Annotated in this window: 21 protein-coding genes and 1 riboswitch; of the genes, 5 read left to right on the top strand and 16 right to left on the bottom strand. The window is 26.3% G+C overall.

The window, feature by feature from the left end; translation table 11 throughout:
* Nucleotides 1-4: 4 nt before the first annotated feature.
* The 7 genes from BUA70_RS00760 to BUA70_RS00790 all read right to left on the bottom strand — a co-directional run bounded on the left by BUA70_RS00760 (nucleotide 5) and on the right by BUA70_RS00790 (nucleotide 9,728).
* The gene (locus tag BUA70_RS00760; protein WP_072892317.1) at nucleotides 5-1,927 is read right to left on the bottom strand and encodes a PrkA family serine protein kinase; all 1,923 of its coding nucleotides are present in this window, start codon (nucleotides 1,925-1,927) and stop codon (nucleotides 5-7) included.
* Between the two features lie 174 nt (nucleotides 1,928-2,101).
* Nucleotides 2,102-3,430: an MATE family efflux transporter gene (locus BUA70_RS00765; protein WP_072892318.1), complete on the bottom strand. Its 1,329-nt coding sequence runs from the start codon at nucleotides 3,428-3,430 to the stop codon at nucleotides 2,102-2,104.
* 224 nt (nucleotides 3,431-3,654) lie between these two features.
* Nucleotides 3,655-4,725, bottom strand: coding sequence for an NAD(P)H-dependent flavin oxidoreductase (locus tag BUA70_RS00770; RefSeq protein ID WP_072892319.1), 1,071 nt, complete (start codon nucleotides 4,723-4,725; stop codon nucleotides 3,655-3,657).
* Between the two features lie 354 nt (nucleotides 4,726-5,079).
* Entirely contained in the window at nucleotides 5,080-6,474 is a 1,395-nt protein-coding gene (locus tag BUA70_RS00775) for a glycoside hydrolase family 1 protein (RefSeq protein ID WP_072892320.1), read from the bottom strand.
* A 186-nt stretch (nucleotides 6,475-6,660) separates the two neighbouring features.
* Nucleotides 6,661-8,448, bottom strand: a complete 1,788-nt coding sequence (gene recQ / locus BUA70_RS00780; RefSeq protein ID WP_072892321.1) for a DNA helicase RecQ — start codon at nucleotides 8,446-8,448, stop codon at nucleotides 6,661-6,663.
* A gap of 175 nt (nucleotides 8,449-8,623) precedes the next feature.
* The gene (locus tag BUA70_RS00785; protein ID WP_072892322.1) at nucleotides 8,624-9,274 is read right to left on the bottom strand and encodes a DUF3793 family protein; all 651 of its coding nucleotides are present in this window, start codon (nucleotides 9,272-9,274) and stop codon (nucleotides 8,624-8,626) included.
* A gap of 28 nt (nucleotides 9,275-9,302) precedes the next feature.
* Nucleotides 9,303-9,728: a flavodoxin gene (locus tag BUA70_RS00790; protein ID WP_072892323.1), complete on the bottom strand. Its 426-nt coding sequence runs from the start codon at nucleotides 9,726-9,728 to the stop codon at nucleotides 9,303-9,305.
* A 170-nt stretch (nucleotides 9,729-9,898) separates the two neighbouring features.
* On the opposite strand from BUA70_RS00790, the gene BUA70_RS00795 reads away from it, so the two are divergent.
* Entirely contained in the window at nucleotides 9,899-10,567 is a 669-nt protein-coding gene (locus BUA70_RS00795; RefSeq protein WP_072892324.1) for a helix-turn-helix domain-containing protein, read from the top strand.
* Between the two features lie 292 nt (nucleotides 10,568-10,859).
* On the opposite strand, the gene thiE is transcribed toward BUA70_RS00795, so the two are convergent.
* The 7 genes from thiE to BUA70_RS00830 form a co-directional block, all read right to left on the bottom strand.
* Entirely contained in the window at nucleotides 10,860-11,483 is a 624-nt protein-coding gene (thiE, locus tag BUA70_RS00800; protein ID WP_072892325.1) for a thiamine phosphate synthase, read from the bottom strand.
* Nucleotides 11,470-12,318, bottom strand: a complete 849-nt coding sequence (gene thiM / locus BUA70_RS00805; protein WP_072892326.1) for a hydroxyethylthiazole kinase — start codon at nucleotides 12,316-12,318, stop codon at nucleotides 11,470-11,472. The genes thiE and thiM overlap by 14 nt, the downstream gene beginning before the upstream one ends.
* A 77-nt stretch (nucleotides 12,319-12,395) precedes the next feature.
* Nucleotides 12,396-13,202: a bifunctional hydroxymethylpyrimidine kinase/phosphomethylpyrimidine kinase gene (thiD, locus tag BUA70_RS00810; protein ID WP_072892327.1), complete on the bottom strand. Its 807-nt coding sequence runs from the start codon at nucleotides 13,200-13,202 to the stop codon at nucleotides 12,396-12,398.
* 1 nt (nucleotide 13,203) lies between these two features.
* Entirely contained in the window at nucleotides 13,204-13,737 is a 534-nt protein-coding gene (gene thiW / locus BUA70_RS00815; RefSeq protein WP_072892328.1) for an energy coupling factor transporter S component ThiW, read from the bottom strand.
* A 184-nt stretch (nucleotides 13,738-13,921) separates the two neighbouring features.
* Nucleotides 13,922-14,032: riboswitch (TPP riboswitch) on the bottom strand.
* Nucleotides 14,033-14,089: 57 nt separating this feature from the next.
* Entirely contained in the window at nucleotides 14,090-14,974 is an 885-nt protein-coding gene (gene sdaAA, locus BUA70_RS00820; RefSeq protein WP_072892329.1) for an L-serine ammonia-lyase, iron-sulfur-dependent, subunit alpha, read from the bottom strand.
* A gap of 4 nt (nucleotides 14,975-14,978) precedes the next feature.
* The gene (gene sdaAB, locus BUA70_RS00825) at nucleotides 14,979-15,659 is read right to left on the bottom strand and encodes an L-serine ammonia-lyase, iron-sulfur-dependent subunit beta (RefSeq protein WP_072892330.1); all 681 of its coding nucleotides are present in this window, start codon (nucleotides 15,657-15,659) and stop codon (nucleotides 14,979-14,981) included.
* A 231-nt stretch (nucleotides 15,660-15,890) separates the two neighbouring features.
* Entirely contained in the window at nucleotides 15,891-17,549 is a 1,659-nt protein-coding gene (locus BUA70_RS00830) for a nucleoside kinase (protein ID WP_072892331.1), read from the bottom strand.
* 108 nt (nucleotides 17,550-17,657) lie between these two features.
* Here BUA70_RS00830 and BUA70_RS00835 point away from each other — a divergent pair, with 108 nt between their 5' ends.
* The 3 genes from BUA70_RS00835 (at nucleotide 17,658) to fba (ending at nucleotide 19,837) form a co-directional block, all read left to right on the top strand.
* Nucleotides 17,658-18,350 carry a DUF421 domain-containing protein gene (locus BUA70_RS00835; protein WP_072892332.1) on the top strand — a complete coding sequence of 231 codons (693 nt, stop codon included), beginning with the start codon at nucleotides 17,658-17,660 and terminating at the stop codon, nucleotides 18,348-18,350.
* 60 nt (nucleotides 18,351-18,410) lie between these two features.
* On the top strand, nucleotides 18,411-18,752 hold the full coding sequence (locus tag BUA70_RS00840; RefSeq protein ID WP_072892333.1) for a DUF4363 family protein: 342 nt from the start codon (nucleotides 18,411-18,413) through the stop codon (nucleotides 18,750-18,752).
* A gap of 149 nt (nucleotides 18,753-18,901) precedes the next feature.
* Nucleotides 18,902-19,837 carry a class II fructose-1,6-bisphosphate aldolase gene (gene fba, locus BUA70_RS00845; RefSeq protein WP_072892334.1) on the top strand — a complete coding sequence of 312 codons (936 nt, stop codon included), beginning with the start codon at nucleotides 18,902-18,904 and terminating at the stop codon, nucleotides 19,835-19,837.
* A 105-nt stretch (nucleotides 19,838-19,942) separates the two neighbouring features.
* Here fba and BUA70_RS00850 read toward each other — a convergent pair whose 3' ends face one another.
* A complete protein-coding gene (locus tag BUA70_RS00850; RefSeq protein ID WP_083573415.1) occupies nucleotides 19,943-20,536 on the bottom strand; it encodes a DUF1836 domain-containing protein in 594 nt (197 codons plus the stop codon).
* A 226-nt stretch (nucleotides 20,537-20,762) separates the two neighbouring features.
* On the opposite strand from BUA70_RS00850, the gene trhA reads away from it, so the two are divergent.
* Complete coding sequence (trhA, locus tag BUA70_RS00855) at nucleotides 20,763-21,410, top strand: PAQR family membrane homeostasis protein TrhA (RefSeq protein ID WP_072892335.1); 648 nt, start codon at nucleotides 20,763-20,765, stop codon at nucleotides 21,408-21,410.
* A 328-nt stretch (nucleotides 21,411-21,738) separates the two neighbouring features.
* Here trhA and BUA70_RS00860 read toward each other — a convergent pair whose 3' ends face one another.
* Nucleotides 21,739-22,779, bottom strand: coding sequence for a nucleoid-associated protein (locus BUA70_RS00860; RefSeq protein ID WP_072892336.1), 1,041 nt, complete (start codon nucleotides 22,777-22,779; stop codon nucleotides 21,739-21,741).
* Nucleotides 22,780-22,865 lie beyond the last annotated feature (86 nt).

Consider the following 22,865-nt stretch of genomic DNA (forward strand, 5'->3'; position numbering starts at 1 on the left):
TTTATCAATCCTTCCAAAGATTATTAGCAGCATACTTTAATATAACATCACAGCAATGATTACAATATCCATTTTTCTTCATCTCATAAACCATTGCATTATATTTTTCTGCCTGCTCTTTATCTCTAACTCTAGATTTAGTTATTATTCTAGATAAATCTTTAACTGATGCTGTTAATTTCTTTTCTATAGCTTCTTTAAGAGGTTCATAAGAAGTATAGTCTACCTTTCCTCCATTTCTTATAATATAGAACATATATGAATTAACATCTGACCTAAAGCCTTTAGCGGAAGATTCTGATACTCCTATTTGTTCCTCTATACTTCTCATAAATTCTTCATCAGCATTAAGTTCTTCCCCTGTAGATTGATCCTTAAGTTTTGTTTTATTAACATAGGCTTCTGCATTGTCTAAATAATTATTAAAAAGACTTTCCGCCTGTTCCCTAAAAGAATGTATAAAGGCTTTAGTTATTTCCTTTTCTAAAATTTTGTTATATTCTTTTCTTATAACATCTTGAATATATGCTAAATACTTTTTCTTCTCTTCCTTTGCTATATCTAAATCTTTAATTGACTTAATTATACTTTCCATAATACTAAGTGGATTTATACAATTATATTCTGAATTGGATAATGCATTATCAATAGCTTTAACTATGAATCTTGTAGAAATACCTTTCATTCCCTCTGATGGACCAGCTTCCTCTTTAAGTTCCATAATATCAATTTTTTTAGTAGTTCCTTGATCTACAATATCCTCTCCATTATATATTTTAAGCTTAGTAATAGGATCAACCTTACTTGATGGCACTAGCCTTGAAAGTATTGCAAACATAGCAGCAATTTCCATAGTATGTGGACCTATGTGTGCTTTAAAGTTACTTTTATTTAATATTTTTTCATAGATTTTCTTTTCTTCATTTAATTCTAGACAGTATGGAACTTCTATTTTTACTATTCTATCTAGTATTGCTTCATTGGTATGATCTGATTTAAACTTATCCCACTCTGCTTCATTAGAATGAGCTATTATTAATCCATCAAAATAAATCATAGAACCTTTTCCTGGAGATGGAATAGATTTTTCTTGAGTAGCAGTTATTATAGTATGAAGATACTCAACATCATTTTTAAAAACCTCTATAAATTCTACTAACCCCCTATTTCCAATATTAAATGCTCCGTTTAAAGAAAAAATTCTAGGATCATCTTCAGAGTACATATCCATTTTTGATATATCAACAGATCCTGTTAAAATTGATGTATCTTGATTATTAGGGTCTACTGGTGGTACTACACCTATTCCTTTTCTTGATCTAATAGAAAAATTCTTAGTTTCTACCATCATGTCTTCATATCTACCATTATATTCATTTAATAATCTATACTTGCATATAGGACAAAGATCCCCTTCTATCTGAACTCCTAAAGCCTTCTCAAAATCTTTTCTTAGATGCTTAGGTATTAAATGTAATGGCTCTTCATGCATAGGACACCCTTTTATACAATAAATAGGTTCAGACTCTTCTAGTAAATTTTTTAATGATTCTACTAAAGAAGATTTTCCTGCCCCTACTGGTCCTACTAAATAAAGTACTTGTCTTGCTTCCTCACCTTTCATAGATGCTGAATAAAAATAATTAACAAGTTTCATCAAAACTTTATCTATTCCAAAAAAATCTTTTTCAAAAATCTTATATTTTTTTATAGATTCATTCCCAAATATCTTTTTTATTCTTGGATTTTCTTCTGGTTTTAAAACCTCAAAACCTTTTTCAAAAATAATATCATAAATTCTTTTATGAGATAATTTAGCTATATTAGGATTTTCTTTAACTATTTCTAAATATTCTAAAAAAGTTCCTTGAAACTTTTTATTTCCAATATTTTCTCTATCATTCTCAATAAACTCTTTAAAATTCATTTAAATCCCTCCTTTTCTTTAAATATATTCATTAAGATAAAGATTCTATGACAAGTTTTAAGTTGTAAAAATCATATATTTTATATGTTGTTTTTTAATTTAAAATAAAAAAATAGGATATAAATTTATATCCTATTTTGAAAATTATTTTGTTTGTTTTTTTATCATAATAAATTATTTACTTTTCTTTTTACTAATAATATAAAATATTATAGCAACTATTAAAGTTAATATTTCAGATATTGGAATTGTAAGCCATATTCCATCTATCCCCAAAAATTTTGGAAGTATAAATACTCCAATCATAACTAGTATAATCCCTCTTAAAAATGATAATGTAGTAGAAAATCTAGTTTTTTCAGTACATTGAAAATATGTTATTGCAACAATATTTAATCCTGAAAATATAAATGTCATAAAGTATAATTTTATTCCTGTAATAGTAAGTTTTAAAAGCTCTCCTCTATCATTTGTAAATATTGAAGTCAATTGCTTTGGAAAAATTAATCCTAATAAGAAACATAATACTCCAATTGCCAGAGCTATTTTATTTGCAAATTTGAAAGCTTTTAATACTCTTTTTTTGTTATCTGCTCCATAATTTATACTTATAATAGGTTGTATTGCCTGAGATACACCATAATAAATTGCTGTTACAATCATAGAAAGATTAGCTATAATGCTATAAGCTGCAATACCTAAATCTCCTTTTAATTTGAATACACTTAAATTAAATGTAAAAATTATAAGTCCTGCTGAAAGCTCCATTACTAAACTTGATGCACCATTTTTAAATATTTTAGGAGAATGTTCGAAGGTTAAATTTGTAAAGTTAATATGTATGCTATTATGGCTTCTTATAAAGTGTAAGCTTAATACTATTATAGAAATAGTAGGGGCAGTTATTGTAGCAATTGCTGCTCCTTTCATCCCTAAGTCTAACGGAAATATTAATATATAGTCTAAAATTATATTAGAAAAATTTCCTAATATAACAGCCCACATAGCTAATTTAGGAGCTTTATCATTCCTTACAAAAACGTTTAAAGTAATTGAAAGTATAAATAATATAGAAGCATATAATATTATACTTAGATAGTCAGTAACTAATGGTAATAATTCTTCTGAAGCTCCAAAAAATCTAGCTATAGGATTTATAAAAAATATTCCTCCTAAAGTAAATATTAAACCAATTATAAGAGAAAAAATTATAGAAACTGTAAATATAGAATGGGCCTTTTTGTGTTGCTTTCTTCCAATTGCAATAGACATTGTAGTAGCACCACCTACTCCTAAAAGATAACCAATACTATTATAAAAATTAAATATAGGTACCGCTATATTTAAAGCAGCTAATCCATTATCTCCAATACCTTTTCCAACAAATAAGGTATCAAAAAATATACAAGCAGATAATCCTAACATTCCAGCAACACTTGGAATCATATACTTTAATACTAGTGATTCTACATTATCATTTAATAAATCTGGTCTTTTCTTCATCTAATCACCTCTCATTATTAAATAATTATGAAATCTATATTTTAAGAATAATAAAGCTTCTTAAATTTTTAGGACACATAATATAATTGTAAAATATTATTAATTTATTAACAACCTTAGTATTTTACAAATATAACTAATTTATTTATGTTTTTATAATAACTTATATTAATAAAATAAGATTTGATGTTAAGTATATAATAATTAACATCAAATCTTATAGATTATAAAGAAAGCTCTATTTCTTTTATTAATTCATCCATTAACTCTTTTACAGTAATTATTTTATCTATTTTATATGCATTAGATCCACAAAAAATTAATCCTTCATTTATATTTCCTTTAACTGCATTTAAAAGTGCTTTACTTATGCAGTAAGGAGTTTCTTTAGGATTACAAGGTTCTAAGCAATTATAGCACTTTAAGATGTTTTCTCTATTATCTGTAATTCTCTTTACAAAAGGATTCATAATGGCTCTTCCTGGCATTCCTACTGGACTTTGTACAATTACTATATCTTCCTCTTTTGCATTAATATAAGCTTTTTTAAACTCTTCTGATGCATCACATTCCTCTGTTGCCACAAACCTTGTAGCCATTTGCACACCATCAGCGCCTAGCTTTAGATATTTTGCAATATCATTTCCATCAAATACTCCGCCAGCAACTACTACTGGTATATCTTTATTATATTTTTCTTCATATACTTTTACTTCTTTTATTATATTTAAAATTTCCTTATCAAAGTCTTTTATAGACTCTTCTATATTTTCTTTTTTAAATCCTAAATGTCCACCAGCTTTTGGACCTTCAATAACAATCATATCAGCAGTCCTTTTATGATGCCTATCCCAAAGTTTTAATAACACCTTTGCTCCTTTTGATGAAGATATTATAGGAGCTATTTTTATCTTACTTTTACCTATTAAGCTTGGTAAATTAGTTGGCATACCTGCTCCAGATATTATAATATCAGCCCCAGCTTCTATAGATGCCTTAACAAATTCACCATAATTTTTCATAGCCACCATTATGTTAACTCCAATAATTCCTAATTGAGCTTTTTCTTTTGCTTTTTTAATATGTTTTTTTAAGCCTCTTATATTAGCCTTTAATGTATTAGTTTCAAAATCTTCTTCTTCATAACCAATATTAGCAGCAGATATAACTCCTATTCCACCTTCTTTTGCTACTGCTGAAGCTAAATTTGATGATGAAACCCCTATACCCATACCACCTTGTATTATAGGCAACTTAGCCTCTAAATCTCCAATTTTTAATGGTTTTATATTCATTTAACAATTCACATCCTTTGATAATAAAATATTTTGAATATCAAAATAACTTGTTGTATAGTATTATAATTTAAAGTTTATAACTTAACAACTGATTTTTAAATTTCTTAACTATTTATTAATTTTTATCTAATAAAAAATCCCTATATAACTCTAATATGTTGATTAATTTTCTAAGTATTTTTAAAGTATAAAGTTTTATATCTAAGATATTAAGGGATTTATTTTAAAATAATTTCTTAATAAAAAAGCTATAAATCTAATTTAGACTTATAGCTTTTTACTTTTAACTTAAAATAATCTAAAAGGTTACTTGTATACTATTTTAATAGCTTATAACTTTTAGTTTATAAATTAAAATCCATTATTTCTAGTTACTTCTTTAAACCATTTACCACTTTTTTTAATAGTTCTTTCTTCTGTTTTAAGATTTAATGAATAAAATCCATATCTATTTTTATAAGCATTTAACCATGACCAATTATCTATAAAGGTCCATAAATGGTATCCTCTACAATTAGCACCTTCGCTTATTGCTTTGTAAAGCCATTTTAAATGATCTTTTATAAAGTCTATTCTATAATCATCTTGAATTATTCCATCTTTAATAAATCTTTCTTCACTTTCTACTCCCATGCCATTTTCAGAAATATAACTTTTTATATTTCCATAGTTTTCTTTAAGATTAATCATTATATCGTATATACCTTTTTCGTATATTTCCCATCCTCTATAAGGATTCATCTTTTTACCAGGCATATCATAGTTATCAAAAAAATCTGTTGGTAATATTTTATCTTTATTTTTCTTAGGTGTTTCCTTTGCTTTCACTCTTCTTGGTTGATAATAGTTAACACCTAATAAATCTACAGTATTTTTCTTTATAAGGTTTAAATCTCCTTCATAAGTTTCTGGCATTAAATTATTTTCTTTTATAAATTCAATTAATTCTTTTGGAAATTCTCCCTTAACAGAAGTATCTAAAAAACTTCTATTAAACATTAAATCACAAAGATTTGAAGCCTTCATATCCTCTTTACTATTACTTCTTGGATATGAAGGAGTTAAATTTAATATTATTCCTATTTCACTTTTTTTGCTTTTACTTTGTAATGTCTTAAATCTCTCTATAGCCTTACTACTAGCTATTACAGAGTTATAAGCCACCTGTACTGCCCTTTTCATATCTATTACACAGGGATAATGATATACATCTAAGTATCCAAATTCTACAGGTACTATAGGCTCATTGAAGGTAAACCACTTTTTCACTCTATCTCCAAATAACTTAAAACATATTTCTGCATAATCAGCATAAGCTTCTACAACTTCTCTATTTTCAAATCCACCTATTTTTTGAAGCTCCATTGGCATATCAAAATGATATAAATTATAAAAAGGCTCTATACCATTTTCTATCATTTCATCTATAACTGAATTATAATATTTAACAGCCTCTTCATTAACCTTACCTTTTCCCTTTGGTATTAATCTTGACCATGAAATAGAGGTTCTAAAACTATTAAAACCTAAGTTTTTCATTCTCTTTATATCTTCTTTATATTTATGATAAAAATCAGTAGTCTTTTCTGGGCCTACTTTATTAAAAAACTTTTCTGGCTCAATACTATACCAATAATCCCATATATTTTGTCCTTTACCATCTTCCTTAGATGCACCTTCCATTTGAGTTGCTGATGAAGCTGCTCCCCACCAAAAACCCCTAGGAAATTTATACTCTATACCCATCTATTTACTCCCCCTATGTAATAAAATTTAATTTATAAAGATTATTTTTGTTCATAACTTTTAAAAATTTATACACAGAATTACTTTTTCTTTTTAAATTTAGTCACAAAATTCACTTTAATTGTAAACATATTCACCGCCATATTCAACTAAATCTATTATTAACTATAAAAAGAGCAATTAAATCTATAATTTTTTCATTTTATTATTTTTTCCCCTTACATGATTATCAATTATTTTTAAACATAAAGATCCGTATTTATTCCACTTCTTTTCTCCTACTCCTTTTATGTTTAAAAATTCATCTTTATTTTTAGGTTTAATATTTGCCATCTCTATTAAACTAGAATCTGAAAATATTATATAAGGTTTAACATTTTCCCTTTGAGATATATCCTTTCTTAATATCCTTAACTTTTTAAATAATTCCTCATCTAAAATTTCATACTCTTGATTAGTCTTTAGTAATGTTATTACTTTTTCTTTTCCTTTTAATATATTTATGGATTTAGAATTCAATTTAACCATAGAGTAGGTTCCTTCTTTTCTATCTAAAAGCTTTTCTTCTATTAATGTATAAATTATATCCTTTATGAATCTTCCACTGTGATTTTTCATAATTCCAAAGGTAGATAAGCTATCATATTTATTAGCTATTATTTTAGGGCCTTTAAATCCTCTTAAAATATCTACTAAAACAGAAATACCTACTTTTTCTTTAGTTCTATAAATACAAGATAATATCTTTTGAGCATCTATAGTTATATCTATTAGATTGTCATTTTTTAAGCAATTAGAACAGCTATTACAATAGTTTTTGCTGTCCTTATCTCCAAAATAATTCAATATAAAACTTTTATAACATCCATGGTATTCACAATATTCAATCATACTTTGAAGCTTTCTAATTTCCAATTCTCTTCTAGAAATTTTTGAAGTAGTATTTATTATATATTCTTGTAATCTTATATCTTCCCTATTATATAATAAATGACAACTACATCTTTCTCCGTCTCTACCGCCTCTACCTATTTCTTGATAATAACTTTCTAGATTCTTAGGAATAGAAAAATGTATTATAGATCTTACATTAGATTTATCTATTCCCATTCCAAAAGCATTAGTTGCTATCATTACATTTATATTTTCTAGTAAAAATTCTTCTTGAAAATTTTTCTTTTCATAATCACTTAAACCACCATGATATTTAGCTAAAGAAAATCCTCTCTCTTTTAAATATTCATAAAGACCTTCAACCTCTCTCTTTGTTGAACAGTATATTATTAAAGATTCATCATTATCCCTTATATAATCTTTTATAAATTCTAATTTATCTATTTCTTTATGAATACTTAAATATAAATTATCTCTATTAATAGAACCAAAATAAACATATGGCTCTTTAAGCCCTAATAAATTTATAATATCTTTTTTTACAATTTCAGTTGCTGTTGCTGTAAAAGCTGTTACAACTGGCCTTTTTTCTAAACCATTTATAAAAGATTTAATATATTTATAACTAGGTCTAAAATCATGTCCCCATTGAGACACACAATGAGCTTCATCTATAGCTATTTGACTTATATTTAACCTTTTTAAAAAACTTTTAAAATAATCTAATTCAAGTCTTTCTGGTGCTATATATAAAAGTTTATACTCGCCTATAGCTATATCTTTTAATATTTCTATTATTTCATCTTTTTTTAAAGTGCTATTTATATATGCAGCTTTAATTCCTACATCATTAATATTATCTACCTGATCCTTCATAAGTGATATAAGAGGAGATATGACTAAAGTTACTCCTGAAAACAAAATAGAAGGTATTTGATAGCATATAGATTTTCCTCCACCAGTAGGCAAAATAGCAAAAGTATCTCTTTTAGATAAAATATTTCTTATTATTTCATATTGTCCTTCTTTAAAGTTTTTATATCCAAAATATTTATTTAAAATTCTATATGCTCTATCCATAAATACCTTCCTTTCTTAATGTTTTCTCATAATAAAATCTTACTTGAAATTATATCATATTAGATTATTATCTATAAAAAAACTTATTATAATTAATTTATAAATAAAAAAAACTATTTCAAGGAAAGAATTTATAAATTCAGCCTTAAAATAGTTTTTGTAGTGTTAGGAGTAATTATGAAATCTTTTCAGATACATAATTATAGTGTTTATATATATTTTTTATTTCATTTATAATTAATGAAATACTTTTATCTTCTAATACAGCTTTTGCTACTAATTCCTTACTTTTGTCATAAAGCTCAAATATTGACCTTGCCCTCTCATAATTTGAATATACTTTCCAGTATCCACAAAACAATATCTCCTTTTCCTTTTCCATAAAAGCAATTACATCTTCTAAAGGGATTCCTAAAAATATACCACTTTCATGAGGAAAAGATATATGTTCAAATTTATTTTTTAAACAACTTAAACAATGTTTAAGAGTTAATTTATTACCATAGCCTAAATTACATAGAAACTCTTTATTCTTATCGGCTAAAAGATGTTTTTCTAATATTTCTTCATTATATATTAATATAATTAATCCATTAGATAACTCTTTTAAAATCTCATATTTAAGACCTAATTTTTTTATAAAATTTTCTCCATATGAATTCCAAGAATCAAGTAAGTTATTATTATTATTTGTAAAAGTTATGGTAGAAGAAGGTTTTATCCCTGATAAAACTGGGGCTATTAAATAGGTAATAAAATGTTCCATATAGTTTTTCTTATTCATATTTTCAATTTTATAAAAAAAATCTAAAGCCTCTTTATTCATACTTCTACCACTCCTTGAAAAAATAATATTATTCTACTAATTTTTTACCATATTCAACACACGCATCTGCTTCTGGACCTTCTGGAAGTCCATTAGCTATTAAGCCTTCCTCTAAAACATCTGCTCCACAGCTCTCCATTCTTTCAACCCAATTTTCCATCCATTCTCCAGTTCCCCAACCATAAGAACCAAATAAACCTATCTTCTTACCATTTACAATTCCTTCTATTGATGAAACAAAAGGTTCCATTTCACATTCTTCAATAACTTCAACTCCCATTGAAGGTGAACCTAATGCTAATATCTCTGCATCTTTAACATCGTCTTCTGTAGCTTCGCAAACATTTAATAGTTTTACATCAGCACCAGATTCCTTAGCTCCACTTTCTATAAGTCTTGCCATAGTTTCAGTATTTCCTGTTCCACTCCAATATATGATTGTTAATTTTTTCATTTTTCCTTCCACCCTTCTTTATTTAATTCTTTAAAAATATTTTCATTTATGTTATTATAATCTTAATTGAAATTGATTATCATTTATAAATTAATTATATATTTTATTTCTTATTATTTTATAAATTTTTATCTACAAATTTATAAAATCTACTTATTGCGGAGGTATTTATGGAGATAGCAAATAAATATTTATATGAAGATAAAATAAAAACAAAAATATTATCTGATAGATTAGAAGATGTGATAAATGAATATAAAATCTTTTCGTCTTCATTTATACAAAACAATAATAATAATTTAAGGGTTAAAAAAAATCATTTAATAATTCTATTAGTTTCTTTAAGTAGAACTCTATGCTCTCAAGAATCTAATTGTATATGCCTTAAGACTATTTGTGATGAATTTATAGACAAAATAGAAAATTGTAATGGTATAAAAGAAATCACCCATTTAGGGGAAGAAGCAATTAAAAGCTATTATAAGTTTATAATTAATTGTTCTACTCGTAGAGAAAATATAATAATAAAAAACGCTATAAGATTTATAGAAAATAACTTATTTGAAAATTTAAGTTTAGAGCTTATAAGTAAAAATATTCATATATCAAAAAATTATTTATCAATTCTATTTAAACAAAATACAAACTATAAAATTTCTGAATTTATTAATATAAAAAGAATTGATAAAGCAAAGGAACTTTTAATTTGTTCTGATTTGCCTTTAAGTTATATTTCAGATGTATGCGGTTTTAAAAATCAAAGTTATTTTTCTACAGTATTTAGAAAAGTTGTTAAAGTCTCCCCATTTCACTATAGACATACCTACAAAAAATATTAAATTACTTTAACTAACATATAATCTATATTAACCAATTTTTAATCATCAATAAATAAAACTTTACATTAATTTATAAATTCCTTTTATTACCTATATTGATTTTTATTATGATAAAGATCATCTTAAAGTATTAATTTAACATTTCTATTAATAATACTTTATACTATAATATTCAAACTTAATATCAAATGACAGTTACTAAAAATACATAAAATAAACCTATTAGCTTTTTTATTAAAAGCTAATAGGTTTATTTTATTTAAGTTAATTTATATATTTTTTAATTTCTAGTTTACCTTTTAAAATATGATTTTAATTTAGTAACTGTAGCATTTATATCTAATGATTTTAAAATAACTGATACTACTGCTACCCCGTCTATATTATTTATTATATCTTTTGTTAAGTTACTATCTGTAATTCCACCTATTCCATAGACAGGTATATTTACAGATTTCTTAATTTCTCCTAACATTTCAGCTGTTACATAGTCTGCATCTTTTTTGGTGTTAGTTTCAAATAAAGCTCCCACCCCTAAATAATCTGCTCCTTCATTTACCGCTATTTTTGCCTCTTCTACATTTTTAGTACTTGCACCTATTATCTTATTTTCTCCTAATATTTTTCTTGCATCCTTAACTTTCATATCTTTTTGTCCTAGATGAACGCCATCAGCATCTACTACTAAAGCAATATCTACTCTATCATTTATTATAAAAATACAATTATATTTTTCACATATTTCCTTTAAAATCATAGCTTCATCACAAAGCTCCCTAGTATCTTTATTTTTTGCCCTATATTGGAGTATTGTAGTTCCACTTTTTAAAGCTTCTTCAACTTTTTCACATAATTCAGAAAAATTCATCTCATAATCAGAAACAAGATAAACCTCTTTATTTTTAAAATTCTTCACTTATCTTCTCTCCTTTTTTTATATTTTCTTCTGTTATAAGAGAAATATTGTCTAGCAATCTATGTTTAAAGGAAAATATTCCTTCATTTTTTTCTAAATTGCTTTCTGCTACTTCACCACAAAGTCCCCAAAATACCACAGAAGATAAGGAGGCATATAGCTGCTCTTCTTTATTTACCTTTTCTCTTTCACTAACCGATGCAACAAAAGCTGCTAATAATGCACCTAAAAAACATCCACTACCTGTAACCTTTCCCATTAAAGAAGATCCATTATCTACTACAAAAGTTTTTTCTCCTAATATAACTAAATCTCTTTTTCCAGAAACAACTATTATGATATTTCTTTCTTTTGAAAAATCCTTTGTTTTCTCTATTACATCACTACTTAAGCCTTCTTCTCCCTCTAAGCAATCTATGCCTTTGAAAGAACTATTCATTTTAACTATTGATTTTATTTCAGAAAGATTTCCTTTTATTACTGTAGGATTTCCTATAGATAATAATTCTTTTAAAAACTCTTTTCTATATTCTGTAGCATGAACTCCTACTGGATCTATAACTACAGGAATATTATTTTTTAATGCTGCCTTAAAAGCAGCTATCATTCCATCTTTTTGTAAGTCATCTAATGTTCCTATATTTAAAACTAATCCATCACTTATAGAAGTTATATCTCCAGATTCTTTAGAGCTATGAGCCATAAGAGGTCTAGCTCCTGCTGTTGTAAGTACCTGTGCCATATCACTAATAGTAACTAAATTTGTAATGCAATGTATTAAAGGTTCCTTATTTTCTAGGTTTTTTTTATATTTATAAACATTATAAAACTTCATAAAATTCCTCCTAAAATATTATGTAATTATAAAAATAAAGTCTTCTAATAACATCTTCTATACTGAAATATAACGTATTATTCTATTACTCCAGCATCCTTATAAAGTTTATAAAAATGATTTGTTGGTCCTACTCCTTTACCTAGTTTGAAACCATTTTTAATAGCAATAGTTATATAGTCTTTAGCCTTCTTTACAGCTATCTCTACAGAATCTCCCTTAGCTAAATTAGCAGCTATAGCTGATGATAAAGTACATCCTGTACCATGAGTATGTATTGTATTTATTCTTTCTCCAGTAAGTTCTATAAAGTTTTCTCCATCATATAATATATCCATTGCATCTTTTTCTAAATGTCCACCTTTTATAAGTACATATTTAGGTCCTAATTTTATTAATTTTTTAGCACTTTCTCTCATATCTTCTAAGGTTTCAATTTTTCTTTGTAATATTTCTTCTGCCTCTGGTAAATTTGGAGTTATAATTAGTGCTAAAGGAAACAACTCCTTTATAAGAGTATCTTTTGCATCTTTAGATAATAAATTAAATCCACTTTTAGAAACCATAACTGGATCTAACACTATAGGTGGTAATTTCTTTATTTTTCTAAGACTTTCTCCTATAGCTTTTATTGATTCTATTTTAGATACCATTCCAATTTTAATAGCATTTACATGTATATCATCAAAGATTACATTTATTTGTTTCTTTATTATTTCCGGTGAAATATCTTCAATTCCGAAAACTCCCTGTGTATTTTGAGCAGTAATTGCTGTAATCACACTCATTCCATAAACTCCATTTGCTGAAAAGGATTTCAAATCTGCTTGTATTCCAGCTCCTCCACAAGAATCTGATCCTGCTATTGTTAATGCATTTTTCATATTAACTAACCTCCATATTTTTTATTAATTCTTTTATCTGTGGTATATTTAAAAATAAAATGGCAAAGGCTGCTCCTCCTATACAACTTAATGAAAAGGGAAAAATAAAAGCAAATAAAGCTACTTCTTTTCCCATTACCATTTTTGCAATAGGATAAGCTACTAAAGCTCCTATAATGCCAGTTCCTATTACTTCTCCTAAAGCTGTCATATAAATCTTTTTAGATCTTTTATATATAATTCCAGCTACTAAAGCTCCTATCATACTTCCTGGAAAAGCGAGTAAAGAGCCTGTCCCTAATATATTTCTAATTAATGAAACACAAAAAGCATTTAAAACTGCATAAAATGGACCTAAAATAATTGCAGAAACTACATTTATAAAATGCTGTATTGGAAACATTTTTCCTCCAAGAATAGGAATATAAAATATAGATCCAAAAATTACTCCTAAGGCTATTAATATTCCACTAATTACAACCTTATAGGTTTTAATTTGATAAAAATTTTTTTGTGAAATTCTCTTTTTTCCCATAATAGTCCCTCCTCCAAAAAAAAATATATGTAGAGGAATATTAAAAATATATAATCTAAATCCTTAAGCTATTAATTAAAAAATTCAAATTTACTTTTAAAATTATCTTAAAAAATAATTAAAATATTTTTTTATTTAATATAATTTGAAAATAAAAAAAGTGTAGCCTAAGGCTACACTAATATTTCATAAATTAATGCTTCCCTACGCTGGTATTAACCAGATCAGGTGTTAAGAGTCAGAAAATATTGTTTTCAATCTCAGCTAGCATATACTAGCCCCTCTAGCACACAATACTATTATTTTTTATTCTTATTATATGTTAATTTAATAAAATTGTCATCTACTATAATTATTCTTTATCTTTACCAAAAACTTTTTTTCTAAGTTCCAATCCTGTTTTAGTTGTAGCAATTCCTCCCATTGCAGTTTCTCTTAGTGCAGAAGGTAAATTTCTTCCAACTCTATACATTGCTTCTACTGCATCATCAAAAGGAATTTTACTTTCAACTCCAGCCATAACTAAATCCGCAGTAGTTAAAGCACTAACTGCCCCTGCAAAATTTCTTTTCGCACAAGGAATTTCTACTAACCCAGCTACAGGATCACAGACTAATCCTAAAATATTTTGAAGAACAATAGCGCCTGCATCTAAACTCATTCTAGGAGTTCCACCCATCATTTCAACAACTGCAGCGGCACTCATAGCTGCTGCTGAACCACATTCTGCCTGACATCCACCTTCTGCTCCAGCTAAGGTAGCATTTTGCGCTATTATGATTCCAACTGCTGCTGCTGCAAATAATCCTTCAATTATTTCATCTTCAGTTTTATCTAAAGCTTCTCCAGCAGTAGTAATTACAGCCGGTAATATACCACAAGAACCTGCTGTAGGACAAGCAACTATTCTTCCCATTGAAGCATTTACTTCTGAACAAGATAACGCTCTTCCCATAGCCTTAACCATTACATCTCCAGTTAGTGACTTACCTTTCTTTAAATAATTATTAACCTTATATCCATCTCCACCAATAAGTCCACTGACAGAAAAAACTTCTTTTTCCGATCCTTCTTTTACTTCTTCTTTCATAACATAAAAGGTTTTTCTCATAGTTTCAAAAACTTCATCTTTAGAGCAACCTTTTTGCTCCATTTCACTTAAGATTGCAAATTCACTTAACTTTATTCCTTTTGAACTACATATGTAAAGAAGATCCTCACCATTTTTTGCAAACATAACCTTAAACTCCTTCCTTAACTGGATTAATTGTTATAACTTTTTTTACTGCACTAACCAGCTTTATTTTTTCCCTTATATCTGAAGGAAGTGTTGAATCTACTTCAAAAACCATAGTAGCTTCCTTTCCCTTTTCCTCTCTAAAAACTTTCATAAAAGCTATATTTATATTTATTTCAAATAGTATAGTAGTCACCATAGATACTGCTCCAGGAACATCTCTATGAGAAATTATTATTGTCGGATACTCTCCTGTAAATTCAACTTCTTGACCATTAACCTCTGTAATTATAATACTTCCTCCACCTATTGAACTTCCCATTACCTCACAAACTTCATCTTTAGAATTAGTTATTAAAAACTTAACAGTATTAGGATGCTGATCCCCTAGATCTGTTTCCTTAAAATTTATAATAATCCCCATTTCCTTAGCTATTTCTAAGGATTTTCTTAATCTAACATCACTAGGCTCCATTCCTAAAATTCCAGCCACTAAAGCTCTATCAGTTCCGTGACCTTTATATGTTTTTGCAAAAGATCCATGAAGCAAAAATTCAACTTTAACAATATCTTCTCCAGCAATAGCTCTAGCTACTTTTCCTAGCCTAGCTGCCCCTGCAGTATGAGAACTTGATGGGCCTATCATAACTGGTCCAATTAAATCAAAAACTCCGTACTTTTTCATCATACCTCTCCTTTTATATCATTAAATAAATTTGAAGGTTAAAATTATTTAGCTTACAGTATTATTATGCACTTTAAAGCATAAATCCTTCAAGAAAAATATTAATATTTAAAGTATAGGCCTAGAAATTTAACAAATAAGCCAAATCCTAGACTTATACTTTTTCACTTAAAGTTTATAAAATTATTTATATTTACCATAATAATTTTTTTATAAATAATATACATCTATTTAATACTTATAAAAACAACTACCACCTATAAATTCTCTTAATATAGAGTTTTCTGGTACCATATCTTTATTTACTTCCTCAAATAAATTTAAAAATGATTTTAACCTAAGAGCTTCATAATAAACATCGCTTGTTTTCTTTATTTTAGATAATTCTTTTATTGCATATTTTTTTAAAATAGCAAGTTCATAAACTAAAGTAGAGTTAAACATTACATCTGCCTGCTCTTGATAAACAAATATATTTTTTTCCTCACCTTTTTTAATATCTGGCCACATTCTTAATGTATCTTCTGCATCATATCCTCTAGATAAAGAATCTCTTACTATTCTCCTTATTTTTCTAACATCTGTAGTTGCTATTCTATTATGATTATCTACATTAAGTTGAGTTAAAGCACTTATATATATTTTAAATTTATTATATGCTGGTATTGATGATGTTAATTTATCATTTAATCCATGTATTCCTTCAATTATCAATACTCCATTTTGTGGTAACCTTATTATATTATTTTTCCATTCTCTTTTACCAGTTATAAAATTATATATAGGAATTTCTACATATTTTCCTTTTAATAGCTTACTCAGATGTTCATTAAAAAGATCTAAATCTAATGCATTTATAGATTCAAAGTCAGGTTTTCCATTTTCATCTAAAGGCGTTTTATTTCTATCAATAAAATAATCATCTAATGATATAGGAATAGGTATTAATCCATTTACTCTTAATTGTATTCCTAATCTTTTTGCAAAAGTTGTTTTACCAGAAGATGATGGTCCTGCAATTAAAACTATTTTTACCTCATTCTTTTCATTTACCATATCTGCTATATTTGCTATCTTCTTTTCATGTAAAGCTTCTGAAACTCTTATTACATCTCCAATATCTCCATTTTCTATTTTCTCATTTAAAAATCCTAAATTAGGCACCTCTAATATATTAAGCCAATTTTCAGTTTCATAAAATATTTCATTTAATTTAGGTTGTTCTATAAATTTAGGTATAACCTTAGGATTACTTGCATCTGGATATCTTATTATAAATCCTGGTTCATTATATTTTAATTCAAAATATTTTAATATTCCTGTAGAATATCCCATTGAGCCATAAAAGTAATCATATCTTCCATCTAACTCATAAAGTTTTATTTCATCACTTTTCACATACTTTAATAACTTAACTTTGTCATCCATTCCATAAGAAGCAAAAATTTCAATAGCTTTTAACCTACTCATTGAAACTTTTTTTATTTTTAAATCTTTTCTTATAATTTCATCCATTCTATTCTTTATAAGTTTAACTTCCTCTTCATCCAAGGCTGTTTCTTTATGAATTTCTCCGAAAATTCCCTTACTTATAGCATGTTCTATAGTTATCTTACTATCAGGAAATATATCTAAAACTGCCTTTATAAGAACGAATTGTAATGTTCTTATATAAGTTTTCATTCCCATTATACAATCTATTCTTACATCTTCAAGTACTCCATCTTCTTCTATTGGAGCTGTTAATTCATAATATTCATCATTTAGCTTTGCTAAAACTAAAGGTAATTCGTCTAAATAATAATCATCTTTAAGTAGTGAATAGAACTCAATACCCTTTTGGACATAAACTTCCTTTCCATTATTTAATTGAATTTTTATTTTTGTCACAACAATCACCTCTTATAAATAATTATACAACCTTTACATTTAAAATTATCATAATTTTTTGAATAATTTATACTTTCAAAAGTAATCATATTAAATAGAGGTGTTAATATGATTATTGTAATAATAAGAACTGTGCTTCTTTACTTTCTTGTTGTTTTAATTATGAGACTTATGGGGAAAAGGCAAATTGGAGAATTGCAGCCTTATGAACTAGTAATAACTATGATGATTTCCGATTTAGCTTCTTTACCTATGCAAGATACAAGACTTCCTCTTTTATTAGGAGTAATACCTATTGTTACATTACTAATATTAAAAACTGTGCTATCTGAACTTCAACTTAAAAGTTACTTTGCAAGAAAAGTTTTAGATGGAACTCCTTGTATCATTATAAAAAATGGAGAAATTAACTTTTCTGCTTTAAAAGACCAAAGAATAAATATTGACGATTTAATGGAAGGGTTAAGATTAAATGGATTTTTCGATGTCACTGATATACAATATGCTATTTTAGAAAATAATGGTCAATTATCTATAATTCCTAAAAATGATTCTTCTCCAGTTACTAAAGCTGATTTAAAAATTAAAGAAAAAGATGCCGAACTTCCTTTAGTTTTATTAATAGATGGAAGATTAAGTGAAACAGCATTAAAAAGTCTTGGTAAAAATCATAATTGGTTTAATAAACAGCTAAAGAAAAATAATATAAAAAGTAAAGATGATTTATTTATAGCTATGATAAATTCTAAAGGAGAATTTTATTTTCAAAAAAAAAATAATAAAAATTCTCAAAATAGCTAATACTTTAGGAGGTGATTATTTATAAAAAATCTAATAGTTTCTTTCATTATATTTTTTTCATTGTTAGGATTTATAATTTATTCACATATTAATTTAACTAATACTTGCAACAAAATAATAAATATATGTGATAATATAGAGGATGATATTCAACAAAATAAAAAATCAGATGGTATAAAAAATTCTATAGCCTTAAAAGATTATATTCAAAATTCTTATTCATTATTAACAGCATATTTAAATCATGCAGATTTAGATAATATTTTAATAGAAACAATAAAACTTTCAGAGTATATAGAATATGATAATGAATCAGATATCTTTGCAACTTTACATGCTATTAAGCATTCTACTTCAACTATAAGAAAACTACAAAAACCTACTTTAAATAACATTTTTTAAAAAACAATAAAAATATAATAGGTTTTATGTAGAAAATCTTTTAATATTAGTTTATAATGTGTACATAGGGATTAGTCCCAGCGGGACTAAATTAGACCCTTTACATAAGGTTAGTAGCTTTATTGAAAAATATGAAAGGTGGTATAAACATGGCATTAGTAACTACTAAAGAAATGTTTAAAAAAGCTTATGAAGGTGGATACTCAATAGGAGCCTTCAACATTAATAATATGGAAATAATCCAAGGAGTAATAGAAGGAGCAAAGGCTAAAAATTCACCTGTAATTCTTCAATGCTCAACTGGAGCTATAAAATATGCAGGAGCAAACTACTTAAAAGCAATGGTTGATGCTGCTGTAGCTGAATCAGGATTAGATGTAGCTCTTCACTTAGACCACGGTCCAAGTTTTGAAGCTGTTAAAGAAGTTATAGATGCTGGATTTACTTCAGTAATGTTCGATGGATCACACTTTGATTATGAAGAAAATGTAAAGAGAACTAAAGAAATAGTTGACTACGCTCACGCTAGAGGAGTTGTTGTTGAAGCTGAATTAGGAGTTCTAGCTGGAGTTGAAGATGACGTTGTTGCTGACGCTCACATCTACACTGATCCAGATCAAGCTGTTGACTTTGTTAACAGAACTGGTGTTGACTCATTAGCTATAGCTATAGGAACTTCACACGGAGCAGTTAAGTTCCCACCAGATGCTAAACCTGAATTAAGATTTGACATCTTAGAAGAAATCCAAAAGAAATTACCAGGATTCCCAATAGTTCTTCATGGAGCTTCAGCTGTAGATCCTGCAACTGTTGCAACTTGCAATGAGTTTGGTGGAAAAATAGCTAACGCTAAAGGAATTCCAGTAGATATGCTAAGAAAAGCATCATCAATGGCTGTATGTAAAATAAACATGGATACTGATATAAGATTAGCAATGACTGCTGCTATCAGAAAAACTTTTGGAGAACAACCAGAAGTATTTGATCCAAGAAAATATTTAGGAAATGCTAGAACTGCTATCAAAGACGTTGTTATAAGCAAAATAGACAACATCTTAGGTTCAGCTGATGCAATGAACAAATAGTATTTAAAATAATAAAGAGAATCTCAAAATGAATTTTCATTAAGAGATTCTCTCTTTTTATATCTATAAATATATATTTTTTTATAAAACTATGTAATATAATATTTATTTTTTATCAAAATAATCATCTATAATTTTTTCTGATATTCTTTTATATCCATTAGCCATATCTACAATTTCTAAAACAGAGACTAATTTCTCCTCATAGTTTAATTTTTTGTCACTTATTCTCTCTTTTATATCTTTTTTTATTTTTTCTTCATTATATTTTTTTCTTTTTAAAAACAAACTATATATTTTTTCTAAATCTATTTCCTTTCCTTCTTCTATTTTATTTACTATTGGATTTAATAATATTTTTATATCTCCTATACTCATAGATTGTTTTAAAAAATATATTAAAATCATAAGTAATATATGATTTTTAGTATACTTCTTTTTTAAAGCATTCATTAATAATTTATCTTTAGTATAATTATTTATCATAGTTTTAGTTAATAACTTATCATTTTCATTTCTTCTTGTATATCCTAAATTATCTTCAAATAGAGTAATAACTTGATCCATATAAAGATCTAAATTAGGTATTTGCTCTAATGTAACACTATTTCCTAAATTTACATAATTAAAGATTGAATCTATATCTATTATTATATCTGTATCATTTTTTGATTCTATTTTAATATCTTCCTTATTCAAATTTCTCCCTACTTTCTATTAATATTAATACATGTAGTTTCAAAAACTATATATATTAATATTAATAGAAATACTTAGTAAAATCAAGAAATTTATAGTTATTTCCTGTTTTTATTTATTTTTTAATTCTTTTTAAAACTTGTATAAATTAATAAACTAATCATATAATATAGCTATAACATAATGTAGTTTATATAACTACTTATCATTATCAGGAGGCGACGATATGATTAAACATTTCAGGGAACCAATAAATACCTTAACTCACCTAATAGGTGTCATTGCATCTTTAATAGGATTAATATTTATGATAACAAAGGTTTATACTGGCGAAAATTTCTTTACTCCTAAGATGGCTGGAGCTATTATTTTTGGACTATCTCTTATATTTTTGTATGCAGCCAGCTCTCTATATCACTTAGTTAAAGTTTCTGATAAAGCACTAACTATATTTAGAAAAGTGGACCATTCAATGATATTTATTCTAATAGCAGGTACTTATACGCCTATTTGCTTAATGATATTAAGTAACCCTATTAAAACAATTGTATTATCCATAGTTTGGTCATTAACAATTCTAGGTATACTATTAAAAGTATTTTGGTTTAATTGTCCAAGAGCTCTTTATACTTCTTTTTATATAATAATGGGTTGGATGGCTTTATTTTTAATTATTCCTATATATAAAACCTTACTTCTTAAAGGGTTATTATGGCTAATTGCAGGAGGAGTCCTATACACTATAGGTGGAATAATTTATGCTAAAAAGTCTCCTAATATATGCAGTAAATTTGGATTTCATGAATTATTCCATGTATTTGTTTTGTTAGGTAGTTGTGCTCATTTTTATTTAATTTATAATTTTGTTTTATAACCTATTTTATTTATAGTTTTATTCTATAACTTATTTAATTTATAAATTTTATAACTTTTTAATAGATTATTTTAAATACTATTATATATATTAAAATATTATTATATATTCTTTTCACTGTTATTGGTCCTATAAGTTTTAAAATTATAAACCTTTTAATAAATAAAAGTGGATGCATTAAAGTTTAATTTATACAATATATATACTTTAAGTAATAAAAATACTTAAATATATATTGCAATAATAACTTTTTTGTACATCCACTCTAATTATTTTCCCTATAAGAAATAATTATTTTTTAGTAATTTATAACTAAATCTATTTATAATTATTTTTCTATATAATTCATAATATGTTTTATAACCATATTAATACTTCCATCACCATTTCTTTGAATTTCAAATCTTAACGGATCATCATAAGCATCCTCTGTTATATATAAATCTATATCTTTATCTATTTTTAATCTAACTCTTTTTAATTTTTTTTCTACCCATTGCTTATCTACCATAAATTCTTCTTCTAATCCTTGAGAAGATGTAAACTCTTTAAAATTCTCTACTATATGAGGTTCTTCTTTAAATAGTTCCTCTGAAAGCTCATTTATATTTATTGTTTCATCTTCTTTTAATTTACTTTTTATTTTACTTCTTATTTGTTCTGCCTTATCTGCATCTTCACTTATGTTGTTTCTAGTCCAAGTTTCCGCAGCTTTTAAAAATGTTTTTGTCATATCTCTTTCATTGTTTATAATTGTACAACCTAAGAAATTATTTATAAAATAGTTAGCTCCATATTCATCTTCATCTTTTGATTTTTTTTGCTTATCGATAACCATAAGATCTATTCCATTATCTTCTCTTATAGGCTTTATAAAAGCACACTTTTGTATCCTTTGACTAGAAGCTGGAAGCCCTGCACTTTGAGGTACTATTCCTATACCTATTTTATCTTGTACAAAATCTACTTTATGAGTAAAATTTTTAACATAATCCATTTTTAAAATTCCAAGCATAGGACCTTGGTCTGTTGATAAAGAAAGAATTATAAGATCACAAGAAGGTATATTTCCATTTCCATTCATAACAGCAAACATTTGTCTTGCTAATTCCTTAGATACCTCTACTATATCGTTATTTATTCCATTTAAAAATTCCTGTGAAACCTCTTTAACTATATGTCTTTCTGGATTAAAAACTGCATACTTTAGTTCTTCATCTTTTAAAACTCTTTCAACATGTTTATATAAAAATTTATAGACATCCTCATTTAGATCCATTTTATATTCGTTTAATATAGGTTCATCGCTATTATTATCTAAAATATGAATGACACCTTCTAAGATATTTATATCATTTACGTATTCCATTAACTACTCACCATCCTGGATATAATAAAAATTAAAATTCCTTGAAATTTAAATTTCAAGGAACACTTAATATTATATATTACAAA

It is taken from the genome of Clostridium fallax (assembly GCF_900129365.1).
Taxonomy (GTDB): Bacteria; Bacillota; Clostridia; order Clostridiales; family Clostridiaceae; genus Clostridium_AH; species Clostridium_AH fallax.